Source organism: Parahoeflea alexandrii (genome assembly GCF_027214025.1).
Classification (GTDB): Bacteria; Pseudomonadota; Alphaproteobacteria; order Rhizobiales; family Rhizobiaceae; genus Hoeflea; species Hoeflea alexandrii_A.
Genome location: NZ_JAPWHB010000007.1, coordinates 123978 through 138229 on the forward strand (window position 1 = coordinate 123978; position 14252 = coordinate 138229).

The 14252-nt window shown below is 59.7% G+C and carries 12 protein-coding genes; 9 read left to right on the forward strand and 3 right to left on the reverse strand.

The window, feature by feature from the left end; translation table 11 throughout:
- The first annotated feature begins 75 nt into the window (after positions 1 to 75).
- The 9 genes from O4H62_RS22140 (at position 76) to O4H62_RS22180 (ending at position 9471) form a co-directional block, all read left to right on the forward strand.
- Positions 76 to 1959 (forward strand): AMP-binding protein, encoded by a 1884-nt coding sequence (locus tag O4H62_RS22140; protein ID WP_269391036.1) that lies wholly within the window; start codon positions 76 to 78, stop codon positions 1957 to 1959.
- Entirely contained in the window at positions 1956 to 2747 is a 792-nt protein-coding gene (locus O4H62_RS22145) for a crotonase/enoyl-CoA hydratase family protein (RefSeq protein ID WP_269391037.1), read from the forward strand. Before O4H62_RS22140 ends, O4H62_RS22145 begins: the two co-directional genes overlap by 4 nt.
- Before the next feature lie 73 nt (positions 2748 to 2820).
- Positions 2821 to 3831, forward strand: coding sequence for an amidohydrolase family protein (locus tag O4H62_RS22150; protein WP_269391038.1), 1011 nt, complete (start codon positions 2821 to 2823; stop codon positions 3829 to 3831).
- A 51-nt stretch (positions 3832 to 3882) separates the two neighbouring features.
- Positions 3883 to 4800 (forward strand): ABC transporter permease, encoded by a 918-nt coding sequence (locus tag O4H62_RS22155; protein ID WP_269391039.1) that lies wholly within the window; start codon positions 3883 to 3885, stop codon positions 4798 to 4800.
- Between the two features lie 42 nt (positions 4801 to 4842).
- Complete coding sequence (locus tag O4H62_RS22160) at positions 4843 to 5715, forward strand: ABC transporter permease (RefSeq protein ID WP_269391040.1); 873 nt, start codon at positions 4843 to 4845, stop codon at positions 5713 to 5715.
- Between the two features lie 3 nt (positions 5716 to 5718).
- The gene (locus O4H62_RS22165) at positions 5719 to 6759 is read left to right on the forward strand and encodes an ABC transporter ATP-binding protein (protein ID WP_269391041.1); all 1041 of its coding nucleotides are present in this window, start codon (positions 5719 to 5721) and stop codon (positions 6757 to 6759) included.
- Positions 6759 to 7772 (forward strand): ABC transporter ATP-binding protein, encoded by a 1014-nt coding sequence (locus O4H62_RS22170; protein WP_269391042.1) that lies wholly within the window; start codon positions 6759 to 6761, stop codon positions 7770 to 7772. Before O4H62_RS22165 ends, O4H62_RS22170 begins: the two co-directional genes overlap by 1 nt.
- Positions 7773 to 7785: 13 nt before the next feature.
- Positions 7786 to 8799, forward strand: a complete 1014-nt coding sequence (locus O4H62_RS22175; RefSeq protein WP_269391043.1) for a hypothetical protein — start codon at positions 7786 to 7788, stop codon at positions 8797 to 8799.
- 18 nt (positions 8800 to 8817) lie between these two features.
- Positions 8818 to 9471: an RraA family protein gene (locus O4H62_RS22180; protein ID WP_269391044.1), complete on the forward strand. Its 654-nt coding sequence runs from the start codon at positions 8818 to 8820 to the stop codon at positions 9469 to 9471.
- 135 nt (positions 9472 to 9606) lie between these two features.
- Here the strand turns inward: O4H62_RS22180 and O4H62_RS22185 are convergent, their stop codons facing one another.
- The 3 genes from O4H62_RS22185 to acnA form a co-directional block, all read right to left on the reverse strand.
- The gene (locus O4H62_RS22185) at positions 9607 to 10320 is read right to left on the reverse strand and encodes an IclR family transcriptional regulator (RefSeq protein WP_269391045.1); all 714 of its coding nucleotides are present in this window, start codon (positions 10318 to 10320) and stop codon (positions 9607 to 9609) included.
- 60 nt (positions 10321 to 10380) lie between these two features.
- Positions 10381 to 11622 carry a CaiB/BaiF CoA transferase family protein gene (locus O4H62_RS22190; RefSeq protein WP_269391046.1) on the reverse strand — a complete coding sequence of 414 codons (1242 nt, stop codon included), beginning with the start codon at positions 11620 to 11622 and terminating at the stop codon, positions 10381 to 10383.
- Positions 11623 to 11686: 64 nt separating this feature from the next.
- Positions 11687 to 14227 (reverse strand): aconitate hydratase AcnA, encoded by a 2541-nt coding sequence (gene acnA, locus O4H62_RS22195; RefSeq protein WP_269391047.1) that lies wholly within the window; start codon positions 14225 to 14227, stop codon positions 11687 to 11689.
- Between the last annotated feature and the right edge of the window lie 25 nt (positions 14228 to 14252).

Below are 14252 nucleotides of genomic sequence, written 5' to 3' on the forward strand. Positions count from 1 at the left end.
TCAGAGCAACCGCTGCGGGCGCCTTGATTTGGCGCCCGCGACTCGGGCCCTCCGACCCGAAAGGATAGGATAATCATGACTTCCGCTGACGTCCCCTTCATGCCGGTTCCGTTCATCGAGCGTGACATCGACATCGAGACACGCCAAGACGGTGTTCTGATCGTGAGGAACAGGACTCCGTTGCGATCGCTCGAGGCGCATCTTCCCGCTCTGTTTCGCCGCGCCGCCGAGCGCAATCCGCAGCGGACATGGCTGGCAAAGAGGCCGGCTCCGGGGGCGGACTGGACACGCGTGACCTACGCCCAGGCGCGCCGTGCGATTGACGGCGCGACCGAGGCTCTGCTGGAGCTGGGCGTTTCGGGCAAGCCCTTGATGATCCTGAGCGGCAACTCGATCGAGCATGGGCTCATCAGCATCGCGGCCATGCAGGCCCGCATGCCCGTCGCGCCGATCGCGCCGCCATATTCGCTTCGCAGCGCCGATTTTGCAAAGCTGCGCGGCATCATCGATCTGGTCGAACCCGCCGCGGTTTTCGTCCAGAATATCGAGCAATTCCAGAAGGCGCTGGGTGTTTTCGACCTGAACAAGGTGACCGTGATTTGCGCCGAGGGCGAGGTCGAGGGGATCAAGGCGCTGCGCTTCGACGCCATCGCCGCGCGCCAGCCAACGCAAGCCGTCGAGGACTCCATCGCGCAAATCAACCACGACACCGTGGCGAAATACATGTTCACGTCCGGGTCCACCAATGACTCCAAGGCTGTGATCACCACACAGAGGATGCTCTGTGCGAATATAGAGATGGGCAATCAAGCCATCGACCTGCCGCTCGACCAGCCGCCGCATTGCACGGTTGACTGGTTGCCATGGCACCACGTCATGGGCGGCAACTCTGTCTTTGGCATGACGTTGGTCAAGGGCGGCACGCTCTACATCGATGGCGGCAGCCCCACACCTCACGGTATTTCGGAGTCCCTTCAAAACCTTCGCGAGATCTCCACGTCGCGCTTTGCCAATGTGCCAAGCGGGTTTCAGATGCTGGCCGAAGCAATGGAGCAGGATGAGCATCTGGCGAGGACATTCTTTCGGGATCTTATCTTTGTCGGCTACGGCGGAGCACGGCTGGCCGATGACACCTACAACCGCTTTCAGGCCCTGGCGGTCAAGTTCAAGGGCCGCAAGATTTCCTTTCTGTCGGGTTTTGGCGCAACCGAGACCGGTCCATCAGCGATGTATGTCTATTGGACAACCGATGAGACAGGGTTGATTGGCCTGCCGCTGCCTGGGTGTGACGTCAAGTTGTTGCCGCTGGACGAAGAGCGTTATGAGGTCCGCGTCCGCAGCCCCGGGATCACACCCGGGTACCTGAAGCGCCCCGATCTGACTGCCGCCGCCTTTGATGAAGAGGGCTACTTCAAGATGGGCGACGCCGCTGTTTTCGTGGATCGGTCCCGGCCGGAAGAAGGTTTCCGCTTCGCCGGGCGGGTCAGCGAGGAGTTCAAGCTGCAATCGGGAACATTTGTGCGCACGGGTGCCTTGCGCGTCAAGGTGGTGGATGCGTTGGCGCCACTTGCCATGGATGCGGTCGTTACGGGGCAGGACAAGTCCTATGTCGGCCTTCTGGTCTGGCCAAATATTCCGGCGTGCCGTCAGCTGACCGGCATGGCGACCGGCACGGTCGAGGAGTTGCTTGCCGACCCTCGCTTGCGCGCGGCCTTCGCGGAACGTTTGGCCGCCTACAATGCCGGCAACCCGGCAAGCAGCATGCGGATTGAGCGGGCCCTGCTGATGGCCAAGCCGCTTTCAATGGATGCCGGCGAGATCACCGACAAAGGCTATGTAAGCCAGCGCAAGACGCTGACCAGCCGAAGCGATTGTGTCGAAGAACTCTATCAAGATCCCCCGTCCGGCGCGGTTATCACACCCAATTCAGAAACAGTGCCAATGAGGGCGATCCAATGACGACAGAGTTTCAGTTCATAGCCGGCGAGTATCGCTCCGGCCTCGCATTCCTGAAGTTGGACCGCAAAGACAAACGGAATGCCATCAATGATCTGATGATCGAAGAGCTTGGGCAATTCTTCGACAACCTGGCCCCCGAGACGCGCGCGGTTGTGGTGCATGCCGAGGGCGAGCATTTTTGTGCCGGGCTTGATCTGGTCGAGCGTATGCAAAACCGTTCAACAGATCCGTTGAGCGGCATCAAGCGGTCGCGCACCTGGCACCGCGTGTTCGACCAAATCGAACATGGAAACGTGCCCGTCATCAGTGTCCTCAAGGGCGGCGTGATCGGCGGCGGGCTGGAATTGGCATCATCGACGCATATTCGCATTTGCGAGGCTTCGACTTATTTCCAGCTGCCGGAAGGTCAGCGCGGTATTTTTGTGGGCGGAGGGGCCTCGGTGCGGGTGCCGCGGATCATTGGCGCGGGTCGGGTCACCGAGATGATGCTGACCGGCCGCCGTCTTGATGCGGAGGAAGGCTGCGCGATGGGGTTGGGCCACTATCTTGTTCCAGACGGGCAGGGCATGGCGAAGGCCGAAGAACTTGCCGCCTCGGTCGCAAGCAACTCTGCAGTCTCGAATTTTGCGATCATCAACGGTGTTTCCCGGATTGCGGACATGGGGACCAGCGAAGGATTTTTTGCGGAGTCCGTGCTGGCGTCGATGACGGCGCAGGCCGGAGATTTCAAATCCCGCACTTCGGAATTTTTCGACCAGCGCCGCCGTACACGTGATGAGCGCAACTGAACCAATTGAAATCGGGCGTGAAGACGCCGTGGTCGCACAGTTTCACGCGACGCTACCAAGAAGGTAACGACACATGGGAAAGATTATCGACTGCCACGCCCACATGGCGGTTCCCACCCAATTGCCCGCCTACAAGGCCGGGTTGCTCTCGCACCGCGGCGCGCATGGGCGCGGTAAAGTCGGCGCCACCGATGCCGATATTCAAGCTGCGTTCGACCGGGTCGAAATGGCCCCCAAGGGGCATTTGGCCTGCTTGGACGATGCAGGTGTGGACATGCAGGTGCTTTCGCCGCGCCCCTATCAGCTGATGCATTCGGAGAAGCCAGCCAAATTGGTGCATTGGTATGTCGAAGAGGTGAATGACCTGATCGCTCGCCAATGCGCAATGTATCCGGACCGGTTTGTGCCCATGGCGGGCTTGCCTCAGACGGCGGGCGACCCGATCGAGAATGCTCTGCCTGAGCTGGAGCGGTGCGTGACCGAGATGGGGTTTCGCGGCTGTCTGGTTAATCCAGACCCGTTTGAGAATTCCGGCGAAAAAGCTCCGCCGATGGGCGATCGGTACTGGTATCCCTTGTACGAAAAACTGTGCGAGCTCGATGTGGTCGGGCATATCCATTCAGCCAGTTCGCGGCTTGTGGACCGGGAGCCGTATTCCCTGCATTTCATCAACGAAGAAACGACCGCTGTTTATGGTCTTTGCAAATCTACGGTTCTGGACGATTTTCCCGACCTCAAGATTCTTGTCAGCCATGGCGGTGGCGCGATCCCCTATCAATTCGGGCGCTTCGACAGTGCTTCTGTCCGTCGACCGCCCCGCTTTGCCGATCGCATGCGCAAGCTCTACTATGACACCGTCCTCTACTCGCGGGACGCTGTCGAGCTTCTGATCAAGGTCGTCGGGCCAGAGCGCTGCTTGTTTGGCGCTGAAATGCCGGGCGTAGGGTCAGCGGTCAATCCTGAAACGAACCTGACGTTCGACACCATCGTACCCTACATCCGCGAATGCGCCTTCATCTCGAATGACGAAAAAGACGCGATCCTTGGCGGGAATGCGCAGAATCTTTTCAAGATCGAAGCTTGATGCCGACCATGCAACGCTCGCTTCAGATCCACCGGTGAGGAGAACGCGGCTATGCTGCAGTATTTCGTGAAAAGGCTGGGAATCGCGCTGCTTGTGGTGTTGACGGTGTCGGTGATCAGCTTCGGCCTGCTCAGGCTGTCCGGCGACCTGGCACAGAACCTTGCAGGTGAGGGCGCGACCCCTGCGCAAGTTGACGAAATTCGGGTCCTTTATGGACTCGATCGCTCGATGATTGCCCAGTATTTCGATTGGGCGGGCAGCGCGTTGAAGGGTGACCTGGGCCGTTCGCTGTTTTCGAACGATCCGGTTTTTGAATTGATCACGCACCGATTGCCGGTCACGTTCACATTGGCGGTCTCAAGCTTGCTTCTGGCAATCTGTGTAGCGCTGCCTTTGGGCGTCTTTGCGGCGGTTTATCGGAACAGCTGGATCGACCGGGCGGCACTGGGTCTGGCGGTCTTCGGCAGCGCCGTTCCGAGCTTCTGGTTCGCGCTCGTTCTGATCTACGTTTTCGGCGTTCAATTCAGACTGTTGCCAATCTCGGGCAGCACGACTTGGGCGCATTTCATCATGCCAACCGTCACATTGTCGACGATGGTTATGCCGCAAATCATGCGACTGACCCGGGGTGGAATGATTGACGCGCTTGATGCCGATTACGTCAAGATGGCATGGGCGAAGGGTCTCAACCCCATGGCGGTCTTCTTCAAGCATGCGTTGCGCAACGCCTTGTTGCCCGTGGTCTCCCTCGCCGCGGTTTCACTGGGGTTCCTGCTTGGAGGCTCGGTAATTGTCGAATCTGTTTTTTCGGTCAACGGGATCGGGTCGCTCGCATACGAGTCGATCAAGCGCGCCGACTTTCCGGTCGTGCAATCAATCCTCTTCGTCCTGTCGTTTGTCTATGTCGTGCTCACTTTGTTGTCCGACCTCATCAACGCGCGGATTGATCCGCGCATCCGTTTGCACTGAAGGAGTCTCCCCATGTCAAACGCGCCCGCGCCGTTGGACAACATGGATCTGCCGATGCCCTCGCCCCGTCAGCAAAGCTGGATGATGGCCAAGCACCATGTCGGCCTGCAAATCGGTGCACTCATTGTTTTGGTGTTTACGATCTGGGCGGTGTTCGCGCCTTTTCTCGCGCCAGCGGATCCCTACGTTCAGAACCTCGCCAATCGGCTGGCGCCGATGATCTGGCAGGATGGCGGAAGCTGGGACCACATACTGGGGACCGATGGCTTTGGCCGCGATTTGCTGTCGCGGCTCATTTGGGGCACCCAGGTCACCATGATCGTGGGCTTCGGAGCAGCCTTCATCTCTGGTGTCGTCGGCACCACGCTGGGCATGCTTGGCGGATATCTGGGCGGCAAAATCGACGCGGCGGTGATCTTTCTCATCAATGTCAAACTTGCGATGCCCGGTGTGTTGATAGCCCTGTCGCTGGTGTCGATCTTCGGCGGATCGCTTCTTTCGATAACCATTATTCTGTCACTTCTGTTCTGGGACCGTTTCGCGGTGGTTACGCGAACCGCGACCCAACAGGTCCGTACGCGCGAGTACATCGCCGCTGCAGAGTGTTCGGGTGCCTCGAAAGCCTGGATCCTGTTTCGCGAAATTCTGCCGAATATCTCGAACCAGATAATCGTTATCGGCTCGCTGGAAATGGGCATTGCGATCTTGATCGAGGCGGCGCTCAGCTTTCTGGGGCTGGGAATTCAGCCTCCGACGCCATCTTGGGGAATTCTCGTCTCCGAGGCCCGCGACACGATGTTTTTCAAACCTCACCTTATAGTCATTCCCGGTCTGGCCATCTGCATTCTTGTCATTGGCATCAACCTCCTGGGTGACGGCATTCGCGACATCACCGAGCCGCAGGGAAGGAACTGAACCTTGGCCTATGCTTACGAAGCCTGCGGTGAACCCATCCTGAGCGTGCGCAATCTCGAGGTGTCGCTGAAAACCTCGGTCGGCGAGCTCAAGGCAACGCGCGGTATCTCTTTTGACATCTGTCCCGGCGAAACCTTTGCCATTGTGGGGGAAAGCGGGTGCGGCAAGTCGATCTCGTCGATGGCACTTATGGGGCTGCTGCCGCGCATCGCCACGGCGCGCGCCGATCGATGCGTGTTTGACGGGCAGGAGATCCTGAATCTGTCGCGGCGCAAGCTGTCGAATATCCGGGGCAATACCCTGAGCATGATCTTTCAAGACCCAATGACCTCGCTCAATCCGGTCTACACGATCGGTGACCAACTGACCGAGGTTTTCCTGCGCCACGGCAAAGGCAACCGAAAGCAGGCGCGCGAAAGGGCGGTTTTCTTGCTTGAGCGCGTGGGCATCAAGAACGCGGCCGAGCGTCTGGGCGCCTATCCGCACCAGTTGTCGGGCGGCTTGCGGCAGAGGGTGGTGATCGCCATGGCGATGATGTGCAGGCCCAAGCTTATCATCGCCGACGAGCCCACCACGGCGCTGGACGTTACGGTGCAGATGCGCACCCTTGCGCTGCTGGCCGAGCTGCAAAGAGAGTTTGGGCTGGCCATCATCCTGATCACCCACGACCTTGGTGTCGTCGCCTCCCTGTCGGACCGGGTCGCAGTTATGTACGCGGGCCAAATCGTCGAAACGGCTCCGACCAGGCAGTTGTTCGCGGATCCGACGCATCCGTACACCCAGGGCCTGATCCAGTGCATTCCATCCTACGAGCCTCCCAACCCGGATGCGGAACTTCACACGATCCCCGGGATGGTGCCCTCGCTGATCGGCAAGCAGCGCGGTTGCGCTTTTCGCAATCGCTGCTCTTTGGCCGTCGATGCCTGTGGCGAGGGGGACGAGATCGCCCTTCGCGAACTGGGTGAAGGACATGCTTATCGCTGCCTGCAACCTCATGATGCGCTTGTCGCCAATTGGCGACTCCTTCAGGGAGAGTCCGCCTGATGCTCGATACACACGCTGACACCATCCTCAGCTTGCGGGATGTCGAAGTCACCTTTCCGCTGCGCAGGGGCCTTTTTTCCAAGCCCGGCGCGTTGCATGCCGTGAACAGGATCTCGCTGGACGTCCAGCGCGGAGAATTTATCTCGATCGTCGGCGAGTCCGGCTGCGGCAAATCCACGCTTGCGAAAACCTTGCTGGGACTGCAACCAGCCACCGCCGGAACGATCAGCATCAACGGCAAGGATCTGGCGGCCTATTCGCGCAAGGACCTGGCGCATCAGGTGCAGCCGATTTTCCAGGATCCCTATTCCTCGTTGAATCCGCGCAAGTCGGTGGCCTCCAATATCGCCTTGCCGTTGATCTTGTCTGAGAACCCGCCGGCGTCCGAGGTTCGCGACCGCGTGCGGGAAATCATGCAGATGGTATCCCTGCCGCAACGGTTTGAGCACACCTACCCCTCGCAAATGTCTGGGGGGCAGCGGCAGCGCGTCGCCATCGCCCGCGCCTTGATTACCAAACCCAAGATCCTGATTTGTGACGAACCGACTTCCGCCCTGGATGTCTCGGTGCAGGCGCAAATCCTCAATCTCCTGCGTGATCTCAGCCGCCGCCTCAATCTGACGTCGATCTTCATCAGCCATGATTTGTCGGTTGTGCGGCACTTAACCCAGCGTATTGCCGTGATGTATCTGGGCCGCGTGGTGGAATTGGGCGAATCCGAGCAGGTTTTTAACTCTCCGCGTCATCCCTACACGCAACTTCTGATCCGCTCGATCCTGCCGCCGGACCCCACTCATCGCCTGCCTACTCTTGTCTGGGACGGTGGCGGGCCAGATCCGACCAACCCACCCGCGGGGTGCCACTTCAACCCCCGCTGCCGTTATGCCGTCGATCGCTGCCGTGTCGAGTTGCCGGCATTGGTTGAAGCGGACGGTCAGCAAGTCGCCTGTCACGCATGGGCTGATCCGGCAAAATGGCGCGCCGCTGGCGGGCAGATTCCACAACTTTCCTGAAAGGTGAACCAGTATGGCAAAGATCATCGCAGCCATGGCAACAGCTCATGGACCTCAATTGCACACGACGCCCGACCAGTGGTTGCTTCGCACTGAATTCGACCGGCGCGCCAAGCACCCCTTTCGCGGCGGGGTCTATTCCTATGAGGAACTGCTTGAGTTGCGCAAGGATGAGGGCCTGGCCGAGAAGTCTTCGCCCGAAAGCATGGCCCGCGCGCATGCCCGTTGTCAGGTCGCCATGGGGAAAATGGCAGACATCTGGGAGGGCCTGGACGCGGATGTCGCGGTTATTTTCGGCAATGATCAGCAGGAAATTTATGGCGACGACCTGAACCCGGTGTTCATGGTCTATTACGGCGAAAAGATTCCGCACCACCCGTCATCCGAGGCCGGGCGCGCAATGCTGCCGCCCGGTATCGTCGAGGCCGAACCCGGACACGCGCCGGATCACCCGATCGAGCACGGCGGCCAGCCGGATCTGGCGAAACACATCATCGGATCGCTTGTCGCGCGTGAATTCGATGTCGCGGGTTCACCGCAATTGCCCACGCACAACCCCAAGAGCACGGGCGTCAGTCATGCGTTCGGGCACATCTACCGGCAGGTGATGCGCGACAAGGTTATCCCCAATGTGCCGATCTACCAGAACACGTTCTATCCGCCGAACCAGCCAACGGCGCACCGGGCCTATCGCTTCGGGCAAGCAGTCGGTGACGCGATCCGGAACTGGGACAGCGACTTGAAAGTGGCGCTGTTCGCTTCGGGCGGGATGACGCATTTTGCCATTGACGAGGATTTCGATCGGCGTTTCGTCCGCGCGCTGCGCGAAAAGGACTCTGAATTCCTCACGTCAATTCCGCTTGGCGATCTCCAGGCCGGGACATCGGAATTCAAGACGTGGATTTCGCTGGCTGGAGCGCTGGAGGCCGAAGAGGTGGAGATGCACGAGATTGACTACATCCCTTGCTATCGCACACCCGCCGGAACCGGAACCGCGCAGGGCATGTATTGGTGGCAGGTCGCCTGAGGGCGAAAGGGAGACACTATGACCGACAAGAATATCGAACGCATCCGGAAACTCGATACGGCCACGCTCTCGGATGCCATGGACAAGCTTGGGATCGAGGGGGTTTGCCGCGGGATCAAACCGCGGGATCAAAACATCGGGTTGGCAGGAAGGGCGTTTACCGTGCTCTATGGGCCGATTGACCCGGTGAAACCGGGTTCCGTGGGGGATTACATTGATGATCTGCCGCCCGGTACCGTCGTTGTCCTGGATAATGGCGGACGAGAGGATTGCACAGTTTGGGGTGATATCCTGACTGAGGTAGCCAATGCAAAGCATCTTGGCGGAACCGTGATCGACGGACCATGTCGTGACGTGCATCTTTGCCTGAAACTGGGGTATCCCGTTTATTCGCGCAGCTACTCGATGAAAACGGGCAAAGACCGGGTTCAGGTGGATGCGACCCAGGTTCCGGTGAATATCGGCGACGCGCGCGTTTGCCCCGGTGATCTGATGCGCGGAGACTCCGACGGAGTGGTAGTGCTTCCACAAGAGCGAGAGGAAGATATTCTCGCCGCCGCGGAATCGATTGAAGCGACTGAAGAGAAAATCCGTGAGGCTGTACGGGGGGGCAAGGCGTTGCGAGTTGCCCGCGCCGAATTCGGCTATCATTCGTTACAAACGAAAACGTAAGCACGAAGCACCGGAAAACGAAAAGATCCCGGCGAAAGATCGCCGGGGCCTTTTGCTGCTGGTTCTTGCGCGATCATGCATGCACGTCCGTGACCCTCACGCCCTGTTGAAAGCCGGGCGGAACAAGGGACGTGCTCACACTCGGGGCAAACTGTTGGGCTCCACGCCGAGGCGTTCCGATAACGCAATTGCCTCGCGCAGGACGGTGCGAGCGTAGTTCTTGCGTTCCTTGGCGTTGAACCGGCTCTTGGGGCCGCTGATGGTCAGCGCGCCGACCAGGGCGCCGCCAAGGCCAAAGACCGGCGACGCCACCGCGGCCATGTCTGGGTGTCGTTCGCCCACGGAATTAAACACCAGCGATTCAGGATCAACAGTGTCCGGGAGGCCGTTCAAAAATGCTGTGATGGCTTTGCCGCTGGCGCCTTGCGTTGCTTCGAGAGCGTCACCAACTCGAACATAATCACGGATCATTTGTGCTGCTTCACTGCGAAACAGACAGATGCGCTTGTCGCCTTCAGGGACATAGAACGAGGCGTTCTCATTTGTTGCGATGACAATGCTGTCGAGGACCGGTTGGACATAGGGTTCGAGGTTGAACGAGGCGCGATAGTCCGCCGCCAGTTCCGCCAATTTGGGCCCGAGATTGTAGCCGCCAATGTCAAGCCGACGCACATATCCAAATGTTTCAAGCGATCCCAGCAACCTGAGAACCGTGCTTTTGTAGAGGCCCGTCCGTTCAGAAATGTCCTTGAGTGACAGCGGCCGCGCACTGCCGCGAAACGCGTCCAGAATGGACAACGCGCGATCAACGGCGATAACGCCCATCGCAGATTTGGGTCTCTCGCTCATATACTGATCGCCCAGTTTCCTTTTGGTCGCCCAGCGTATAACAGCGTTCAGCTTGGCGGTCTATTGACCGGCAACGATGCTCTGGCGATGAAACCATTCGATTGTGGTTGGTGCGAGTCCAAGCGAAAGCAATATCTCGGTTGTGTGTTGACCAAGTTCAGGCGGCGGCATTTGCGCAGATGGTTCGCTGTCACCCAGTCGATAGCCAGCACGTGCCACGCGTGTGCGCTGGCCGCTGGCGTCGGGTTCACCGACGTCTTGCACAAGCCGCCGACTGACAATTTGCGGATGGGCCAAGACCTGCGGGATACTCAATACCGGGCCAGCGGGCACACCAGCGCGGGTCAACTCCGTCACCCAGTGCGCGACAGTGTTGCTCGCAAGTGCCGCGTTGATCTCGGCATTGAGGGCCTCGCGATTCCGTTTGCGGGTCTCGCGTTCGGCAAAGCGCGGGTCCCGCGGCAAGTCGGGCCGGTTCAGAAGGTCGGATAACTTGACGAATTGCTCGGCTTTGTTGGCGGCGATGTTCAAGGGTCCGTCGGCCGCCATAAAGGTCCCCGAGGGGGCAGCGGTCATATTCTCGTTGCCGAGAGGGGCGGGGTGTACCCCGGCGGACAGGTAATTGGACACGATCCAACCCATCGAGACGATCGACGAATCGAGCATCGACACGTCGATGAACTGCCCCTGCCCACTCTGACCACGCGCGAACAAGGCGGCAAGCGTGGCAAAAGCCCCGGTCAATCCGCCGAGGGTGTCGGCCACAGGATAGCCGACGCGGATCGGCGCGGTTTCGGGTGTCCCGGTTACTGACATGATCCCTGACATGCCCTGAATAATCTGGTCATAGGCCTGGTTGGATTTCAGCGGTCCGTCCTGCCCGAAACCCGAGATTGCCGTGTAGATCAATCTCGGGTTCTCTTTGCGCAACGTTTCGTAACCCAGCCCCAGTCGGTTCATGACGCCGGGACGGAAATTTTCCACCAGAACATCGGCGCTGCGGACCAGTTTGAGGAAAACCGTGCGCCCCTCATCGCTTTTGAGGTCCATCGCCAAAGATTTTTTCCCGGCATTTTGTGCTTGGAACGAGGCCCCCATCAAACGCGCATTCAGCTCAGCCGATGCGCCCAGGCTGCGTGCAAGGTCGCCGCCGTCGGGGTTCTCGATCTTGATCACTTCGGCACCCAGAAGTGCCATCTGATAGGTGCAGAAAGGGCCGGACAAAACATTGGTCAGATCCAGGACGCGCACGCCGTTCAGAAGCGATGCGGGAGGTAGGGTCGGGGCAGCACCATTCGTCATGTGAGACTCTCAAAATTCTATTGAATAGAATATAATTCTACATTATTGATTATCAGGTAGCCTGTCAATAAGCCGCGCAGATCTTGTCTCGGACCAGCGCAAAGACGCCGCCGGCGCGGATCCATGCGAGTTCCGTCGCGGTATCGATGCGGCAGACGCCTTCAACTTCAACTTTCGGCTCCCCCGGCGTCTGCAACACCACACGCACGCGACACTGCAACTTGTCCATCGACGCCAGTCCAATAACCGTGATGCGCGTGTCCGGCAGCAAGGCAGCCTCGACCGAAAGGCATGAGGGAACTTCGATGGGCACCACGCCGGTTCCGATCAAGTTGGTGCGGTGGATGCGCTCGAACCCGGTGGCTAGAACTGCACGTACGCCCAGCATTTGCGTGCCTTTGGCTGCCCAGTCTCGTGCAGACCCCATACCGTAGCGGCCACCCGCCAAAACCACTGTCGCGATGCCTTTGCCTCGATAGTGTGTGCTGGCTTCAAAGATATCGACAATTCCCAGGCCGGTAACCGCCGTTTTGGGACCCCTATCCGGCGCAAGGCGGTTAAACAGCTGGGGGTGAGCGAACGTCCCACGCATCATAACCTCATGATTTGCGCGATAGGCACCGTAAGAGCCAAGACTGCCGGAGCCCGTCGCGCTTTGGACAAGCCGTGCGGCAGGCGAGTTCGGTGCAATGCGTCCTACCGGCGAGATGTGGTCGGTTGTCACCGCCTCTCCGAGCGCCACCAGAACGCGGGCATCGTGCAGATCCTCCAGCAGATTGCGATGGTCGTCAAAGAAGGGCGGCGGTTGAATGAAAAGGCTGTCGGCTTTCCACGGGTACAGCGCTCCAGAGGGGGCGGCGAGAGCGTCCCAGCTTGTTCCTGCTTCCGGCGCGGAATAGTCCCCTAGCGCCATTTCGGCCTTGCGCAACGTTTCCGCTATTAGTTCATCGGTGGGCCACAGGTCGGCCAGGCAGACGTCCTGACCGCCGGACCCCTTGGCAATCGCCCCTTGCGACATGTCCGCCGCAAGCGAGCCGGCAAGAGCGGCTATGACCACCAGGGGCGGTGAGGCCAGCCAGTTGCTTTTGATTAGCGGATGAATGCGGCCCTCGAAGTTCCGGTTGCCGGAAAGGACCGCACATAGCTCAGCCCCGCTGGCGCGAAGATCCTCTGCTGCGGTCAGCAACTCGCCCGAATTCCCGACACAGGTTGTGCAACCGAACCCAACGATCTGAAAACCAAGCGCATCAAGGTCATTCTGCAGACCGCTCGCCACAAGCAGCGCAGCGATCCGCCGCGACCCCGGTGCGAGCGAGGTTTTGACATGGTCCGGGATGCGCACCCCAAGCGATCGCGCAGCACGGGCAACAAGCCCCGCCGCGATCATGGATTCAGGGTTGGCCGTATTGGTGCAACTGGTAATGGCCGCAACCGCCACCGGGAAGGGACCCCGCCCTGTTGCAGCCAGGACATCCGGAATTCCGGACAAGGGATGGGTTTGATCGGGTCGGCTGGGCCCCGCCATCGACAGGCCAATCGAGGACAGATCGATCTCGATTTCGCGTTGCCAAAGCCGTCTCTCGGTGTCGTCACGCCACAACCCGCTTTCTTGTGCGTAAGATGTGTAAAGCTTCAGCTCCTGAGTGCTTCGGCCCATTTGCGCCAAATACGCCAGGGTCACATGATCGACCGGGAAAAGTCCGCAGATTGCGCCGTATTCCGGTGCCATGTTTGCGATGGCCGCGCGGTCCGGCAGGCTAAGCGCATCCAGGAAGGGTCCGCCGAATTCAATGAACTCGGACACCACGCCCTCTTCTCGAAGCATCTTGGTGATCGCCAGAGCAAGATCGGCCGCGGTAACCCCGGACTGGCGTTTCCCGGTCAACACAACCCGCGTCATGCGCTGAGCTGCCAATCCCAATGGTTGCCCCAGTGCGGCCACCTCGGCCTCCATCCCCCCCACGCCCCATCCCAGAACACCCAGCGCGTTGATCATCGTCGTATGGCTGTCCGTGCCAACGACCGAGCCGCAGACATGCCATGTCTTATGTCCGGAGACGGGGACCGCGATTCTCGCCAGTTGTTCGAGGTTGATCTGGTGGCAAATTCCCTGTCCGGGGGGGACCACCCGCAGATTGGCAAAAGCCCCTTCTGCCCACTTGAAGAACCCGTAGCGTTCGACGTTGCGATCCATCTCGGATTCCATGTTTCGGATCATCGCGTCCGATGTTCCGCTGTGCTCGACATGCACCGAGTGGTCGATCACGAGATCAATTGGCAACGCCGAGTCAACCCGCTCCGGGGACAATCCGCGCCGGTCGAGCAGGCTACGCAACCCCGCGAGATCTGCCAGCGCGGCCACACCGGCGGTGTCCTGCATCAGTATCCGGGTTGGCTGGAACGGGATTTCTCCGGGATCTTCTCCTCCGCGCAACCACGCTCCCAAGGTGCGCAGAGGCTGCTCCGGATCGGGGCAGAAAGCCGCGACATTTTCGGCCAAGAGATAAGCGGTCCTGGGCATTTGATGCGGGTCGAGACCGGCTAGTTGCGCGACCTTGGCGGCTGGAGAAATGGACTTATTCGCCAGGTGTCGGGGGGCAGGCATGATGGCTCCTATCGATGATTGCGAT